Genomic DNA, 5452 nt, shown 5'->3' with positions numbered 1-5452 from the left:
AAAACGGAATCTATGGTCACTCCCGTTTTTGCAACACCGATTTTGACGACAAGTTGGCTTGCTTGAATCTATCCGGCGTCTGAATGGGATTTTATTCCCGCGCCTCGATGAGTTCCGCGCCTGATGAACCTCCAGAAAATATACGGCTTCAATGAGCCTTTCCGTTTTACAGGTTCCTCAACAGGCCGGTGGGCCGTTAGTATCATCAATATCAGTATTCGCAAAACCAGATGAATGATTGTTTAAACTGGTGTATTTCTGCCTTTATGCTTCGTAAGTTTGCTGTCGCGCCGTCAGTGCCCAGGCTATTCTGGCCAGCTTGTTTGCCAGAGCACAGGTGACGACAAAGTTGCTTTTCCGACACAACAACTCCCTGACCCAGTCGGCCAACTTGCCAGACTGGTGTTCCAGTTTTTGTATGAATACCCTGGCACACTGAACCAACAAAGTTCGGATCTTTTTGTTGCCCCGCTTGCTAATCCCTAACAATGTCGTCCGACCTCCCGTGCTGTACTGTCGGGGTACCAGCCCTGTTGCCGCCGCAAAGTCACGGCTGCTGGCGTACTGCTTCCCGTCGCCAATCTCAGTTGAAATAGTACTGGCAGTCAGCGTTCCAACGCAGGGAATACTCAGCAAGCGCTGTCCAACCTCATCTTCGTCCAACTTTCGTTTCAACTGAGATTCCAGATCTTTAATCTGCTCAACAAGATAGTGATAATGCTGTTGTAATTTCAGCAGTAACTGGCTGAGATAAAGAGGCAAACTACTGTCCTCAAGAAGGGTACTCAGTCGACTAATAACGGCAGCACCTCGCGGAACGCTGATACCAAATTCCAGCAGAAAAGCATGCATCTGATTAGTTGTTTTCACCTTATCCTGAACCAGGGATTCACGGACACGATGCAGAGCTCGCATTGCCTGCTGAGATTCGGTTCTGGGCTGCACGAAACGCATAGATGGACGTGATGCTGCTTCACAGATAGCTTCAGCATCAACGAAGTCATTTTTGTTGCTTTTAACGAATGGGCGGACAAATTGCGGTGATATCAGCTTTGGAAAATGCCCTAACTCTTCCAGCTTGCGTGCCATAAAGTGAGAACCGCCACAGGCTTCCATCGCGATGGTTGTTGCCGGGCATGTCGCCAGAAATTCGATTAGCTTTGGTCGGGTGAATTTTTTACGGTAAACGGCCTTCCCACGATGATCCTGACAATGAATATGGAAAGAGTTCTTACCCAGATCGATACCAATAAGCGCAATGTTTTCCATGATGGTTCTCCGAATGAAAGCCTGTCCTCAGCATAGTACTGGGAAGGAGGGAGTGACCATCTCATTAAATAAAGCACGCTAAGCCGGTTGCAGCGGTCGTAGCGGCCTGAACTTGCCCGCGCCGATCTTGGCGCTGCTGCGCCAGAGGTAATCGCCGGTGAGGTTGATGTGCTCCCAACCGAGCGGCGACAGGTACTGCAACAGCGCGTCATCAACGGCATGGCCGTTGCCACGCAGCGCGTGCGCAGCCCGTTCCAGATAGACCGTGTTCCACAACACGACGGCAGCCGTTACCAGATTGAGGCCGCTAGCCCGGTAGCGCTGCTGCTCGAAACTGCGGTCGCGGATTTCACCCAGGCGGTTGAAAAACACTGCCCTGGCCAGCGCATTGCGCGCCTCGCCCTTGTTCAGGCCGGCATGCACGCGGCGGCGCAGTTCCACGCTTTGCAGCCAGTCCAGGATGAACAGCGTGCGCTCGATGCGGCCCAGCTCGCGGAGCGCCACGGCCAGGCCGTTCTGGCGTGGGTAGCTGCCGAGCTTTCGGAGCATCAGGGAGGCCGTCACCGTGCCCTGCTTGATCGAGGTGGCCAGCCGCAGGATTTCGTCCCAATGGGCGCGGACGTGCTTGATGTTGAGCGTGCCGCCGATCATGGGTTTCAGCGCGTCATAGGCGGCGTCGCCCTTCGGGATGTAGAGCTTGGTGTCGCCCAGGTCGCGGATGCGCGGCGCGAAGCGGAAGCCCAGGAGGTGCATCAGGGCGAAGACGTGATCGGTGAAGCCCGCCGTGTCGGTGTAATGCTCCTCGATCCGCAAGTCGGACTCGTGGTACAGCAGGCCGTCGAGCACGTAGGTCGAATCGCGCACGCCGACGTTCACGACCTTGGTGTGAAATGGCGCGTACTGGTCAGAAATGTGGGTGTAGAACGTCCGCCCTGGGCTGCTCCCGTATTTCGGGTTGATGTGGCCGGTGCTCTCGGCCTTGCTGCCGGTGCGGAAGTTCTGGCCGTCCGACGATGAGGTGGTGCCGTCGCCCCAGTGCTCGGCGAAGGGATGGCGGAACTGTGCGTTGACCAGATCGGCCAGCGCCGCCCCGTAGGTTTCGTCGCGGATGTGCCAGGCTTGCAGCCAAGCCAGCTTGGCGTAGGTCGTGCCGGGGCAAGACTCCGCCATCTTGGTCAGGCCCAGGTTGATCGCGTCGGCGAGGATCGTGGTCAGCAACAGGTTCTTGTCTTTGGCCGGGTCGCCCGATTTCAGATGCGCGAAATGCCGAGTGAAGCCCGTCCATTCGTCCACCTCCAGCAGCAGTTCGGTGATCTTGACGTGCGGCAGGATCATTGCCGTCTGGTCGATCAGCGCTTGGGCGGTGTCGGGTACCGCCGCGTCGAGCGGCGTGATCTTCAAGCCTGACTCGGTGATGATGGCGTCCGGCAGCTCGTTGGCCGTCGCCATACGGTTGACGGTGGCAAGCTGTGTTTCCAGCAGCGTCAGCCGGTCGTTCAGGTACCGGTTGCAGTCGGTGGCCACGGCCAGCGGCAATTCGCTGGCCTGCTTGAGGCTGGCGAATTTCGCGGGCGGCACCAGGTAGTCCTCGAAGTCCTTGAACTGGCGCGACCCCTGCACCCAGATGTCGCCGGAACGCAACGCGTTCTTCATCTCCGACAGCGCGCACAGTTCGTAGTAGCGCCGGTCGATGCCGGTGTCGGTCATGACCAGCTTCTGCCAGCGCGGCTTGATGAACTCGGTCGGCGCGTCGGCGGGCACCTTGCGGGCGTTGTCGCTGTTCATGCCGCGCAGCACCTCGATGGCGTCGAGCACGTCCTTCGCGGCGGGAGCGGCCCGCAGCTTGAGCACGGCAAGGAATTCCGGCGCGTAGCGGCGCAGCGTGGCGTAGCTTTCGCCGATGCGGTGCAGGAAATCGAAGTCCTCGGGCTGCGCAAGCTTCTGCGCTTCGGTGACGCTCTCGGCGAAGGCATCCCAGGACATGACGGCCTCGATGGCGGCGAACGGATCGCGGCCCGCCTGCTTGGCCTCGATCAGCGCCTGGCCGATGCGGCCGAACAGCCGCACCTTGGCGTTGATCGCCTTGCCGGACGCCTGGAATTGCTGCTGATGCTTGTTCTTGGCGGCGTTGAACAGCTTGCCCAGGATGCGGTCGTGCAGGTCGATGATTTCGTCGGTGACGGTGGCCATGCCCTCGATGGCAAGCGCCACCAGGGTGGCATAGCGTCGCTGCGCCTCGAACTTGGCCAGGTCGGCGGGCGTCATCTGGCCACCCTCACGGGCGATCTTGAGCAGGCGGTTCTGGTGCACCGACCGCTCGATGCCAGAAGGCAGGTCGAGCGCCTGCCACGCTTTGAGGCGTTCGATGTGTTCCAGCATGTGCCGCGAATTCGGTTTGACGGGCGATTGGCGCAGCCAGGCCAGCCAGGTCGTTTTGCCGTTGTCCCGACGCTTGAGCAGATCGTCGAGGCGGCGGCGATGCGCGTCCGACAGCGGTTCGGCCAAGGCATCGTAGATGCGCCGGTTGGCGCGGGTGATTGCTTCGGCGCTCGCCCGCTCGACGGCGTTGAGGGCAGGCAGAATGACCGACTGCTGCCGCAGGTGCTCGATCAAGGTGCTGGCCAGCACGATGCCCTTGTCGGTCTGCAAGGCCATCTCGGTCAGCAACTGGACGGCCTGCCGGTAGTGGCCCATGGTAAAGGGCTGGAAGCCGAACACCGTTTGCAGTTCGACCAGGTGCTCGCGCCGGGTCTGCTCCCGCTGCCCGTATTCGTCCCAGCTTTCGACGCTGACCTTGAGCTGGTCGGCGACCAGTTTCAACAAGGGCGGAAACGGCGGCTCATCGACGCCCAGGATGACACCAGGAAAGCGCAGGTAACAGAGCTGCACGGCGAAGCCCAGCCGGTTGGCCGGGCCGCGCCGCTGCCGGATGATGGAGAGGTCGGTTTCGCTGAACGTGTAGTGACGGATCAACTCATCCTTGGTGTCCGGCAACGCCAGCAGGCTTTCGCGCTCGGCGGCGGACAGGATTGAACGACGTGGCATATTTACTGATCCGTTCTCAAGTATTGATACAGGGTTTCGCGACTGATTCCGAATTCACGAGCCAGCTTGGTCTTTTGCTCGCCAGCCTCGACACGTTGGCGCAGTTCGGCAATACGCTCAGACGACAGGGATTTCTTCCTGCCACGGTAGGCCCCGCGCTGCTTGGCGAGCGCGATGCCCTCGCGCTGCCGCTCGCGGATCAAGGCGCGTTCGAACTCGGCGAACGCGCCCATTACCGACAGCATCAGGTTCGCCATCGGCGAGTCCTCGCCGGTGAAGGTCAAATGCTCCTTAAGGAACTCGATGCGTACGCCGCGCGGCACTGTTGCAAAGTTAGCGATGAGGCAGCCTTTTGTCTTATTCAAAGGCCTTACATTTCAAAAACTCTGCTTACCAGGCGCATTTCGCCCAGGGGATCACCATAATAAAATGCTGAGGCCTGGCCTTTGCGTAGTGCACGCATCACCTCAATACCTTTGATGGTGGCGTAAGCCGTCTTCATGGATTTAAATCCCAGCGTGGCGCCGATTATCCGTTTCAGTTTGCCATGATCGCATTCAATCACGTTGTTCCGGTACTTAATCTGTCGGTGTTCAACGTCAGACGGGCACCGGCCTTCGCGTTTGAGCAGAGCAAGCGCGCGACCATAGGCGGGCGCTTTATCCGTGTTGATGAATCGCGGGATCTGCCACTTCTTCACGTTGTTGAGGATTTTACCCAGAAACCGGTATGCAGCTTTGCTGTTACGACGGGAGGAGAGATAAAAATCGACAGTGCGGCCCCGGCTGTCGACGGCCCGGTACAGATACGCCCAGCGGCCATTGACCTTCACGTAGGTTTCATCCATGTGCCACGGGCAAAGATCGGAAGGGTTACGCCAGTACCAGCGCAGCCGTTTTTCCATTTCAGGCGCATAACGCTGAACCCAGCGGTAAATCGTGGAGTGATCGACATTCACTCCGCGTTCAGCCAGCATCTCCTGCAGCTCACGGTAACTGATGCCGTATTTGCAGTACCAGCGTACGGCCCACAGAATGATGTCACGCTGAAAATGCCGGCCTTTGAATGGGTTCATGTGCAGCTCCATCAGCAAAAGGGGATGATAAGTTTATCACCACCGACTATTTGCAACAGTGCC

The 5452-nt window shown here is 58.6% G+C and carries 3 protein-coding genes and 1 pseudogene; all 4 read right to left on the bottom strand.

Annotated elements, in window-relative coordinates; translation table 11 throughout:
- Positions 1–264: 264 nt before the first annotated feature.
- Positions 265–1269, bottom strand: a complete 1005-nt coding sequence (locus OGY07_RS02960) for an IS110-like element IS5075 family transposase (protein WP_000427619.1) — start codon at positions 1267–1269, stop codon at positions 265–267.
- A gap of 78 nt (positions 1270–1347) precedes the next feature.
- The gene (locus OGY07_RS02955) at positions 1348–4314 is read right to left on the bottom strand and encodes a Tn3 family transposase (RefSeq protein WP_001138070.1); all 2967 of its coding nucleotides are present in this window, start codon (positions 4312–4314) and stop codon (positions 1348–1350) included.
- Positions 4315–4316: 2 nt separating this feature from the next.
- Positions 4317–4631, bottom strand: a pseudogene (locus OGY07_RS02950) (helix-turn-helix domain-containing protein); the annotation flags it as partial.
- Between the two features lie 53 nt (positions 4632–4684).
- Complete coding sequence (locus tag OGY07_RS02945; RefSeq protein WP_001067855.1) at positions 4685–5389, bottom strand: IS6-like element IS26 family transposase; 705 nt, start codon at positions 5387–5389, stop codon at positions 4685–4687.
- Positions 5390–5452: the final 63 nt, after the last annotated feature.

This window comes from Citrobacter sp. Cs237 (genome assembly GCF_030332325.1).
Lineage (GTDB): Bacteria > Pseudomonadota > Gammaproteobacteria > Enterobacterales > Enterobacteriaceae > Citrobacter_A > Citrobacter_A sedlakii.
This window is presented reverse-complemented; position numbering and strand designations above follow the sequence as displayed.

Excerpts from the sequence above, each read along its gene's own strand:
- OGY07_RS02960 (WP_000427619.1), bottom strand. The coding sequence starts at position 1,269 with ATGGAAAACATTGCGCTTATTGGTATCGATCTGGGTAAGAACTCTTTC.
- OGY07_RS02955 (WP_001138070.1), bottom strand. The coding sequence starts at position 4,314 with ATGCCACGTCGTTCAATCCTGTCCGCCGCCGAGCGCGAAAGCCTGCTG.
- OGY07_RS02945 (WP_001067855.1), bottom strand. The coding sequence starts at position 5,389 with ATGAACCCATTCAAAGGCCGGCATTTTCAGCGTGACATCATTCTGTGG.